The organism is Priestia sp. SIMBA_032 (assembly GCF_046535215.1).
GTDB lineage: Bacteria > Bacillota > Bacilli > Bacillales > Bacillaceae_H > Priestia > Priestia aryabhattai.
The window spans coordinates 1-575 of sequence record NZ_JAWRXD010000088.1 but is presented as its reverse complement, the minus strand read 5'-3'; the positions used below and the strand labels follow the sequence as shown (position 1 = coordinate 575).

1 pseudogene is annotated in these 575 nt (G+C 34.6%); it reads right to left on the bottom strand.

Going from position 1 to position 575, the window contains the following annotated elements:
- Nucleotides 1–500 (bottom strand): annotated as a pseudogene (locus SB717_RS33435) (hypothetical protein); the annotation flags it as partial.
- Nucleotides 501–575 lie beyond the last annotated feature (75 nt).

The window sequence follows — 575 nt, the reverse complement described above, 5'->3', positions numbered from 1 at the left end:
GCTCTTAGCTTCTGTCCAAAGTTTTCTCCAAAAATTTCATTAGTAAACTCATCCAATTCAAAATTTGAATCCACTAGCGATGCGTCTCCCTCATTTAGCATACCTTCTGCAAATAAAGCAAGCTGCGCTAATTTTTCCTTTTGATCAGGCATTATATCTTTCGTTTGTAAAACCTTTTCAACAGTTTCAATAACACCTTCATAATCATTTGTTTGAACTAAAATAGTTACGTACGTTTCAAGAATATCACCAAATAAGACAACTCCTGTTTTAAGCAACTGTTCACATTTGTCTTTCGCTTCTTCCATACGTTTTAATTCGAGTAAACAAATAACTGAAGCTAATTCCGTTTGTTCCGTTTCCGCATTATACTGACGTAATATTTCAAAGCAACGCAATGCATCTTCGAATTCCCGCTCTTTCAGCGCTAAAAAACCTTCATCAATATAGCGCTCTGATAGTTGTGGAAACAATACGACCGTATTTTCTTTTTTATCCATACGTCCGCCTCTTTTTCTTGATTTTAATTATGTTCAAAGTAAATATATCAAATGCGTAATGAGAACACAACATCC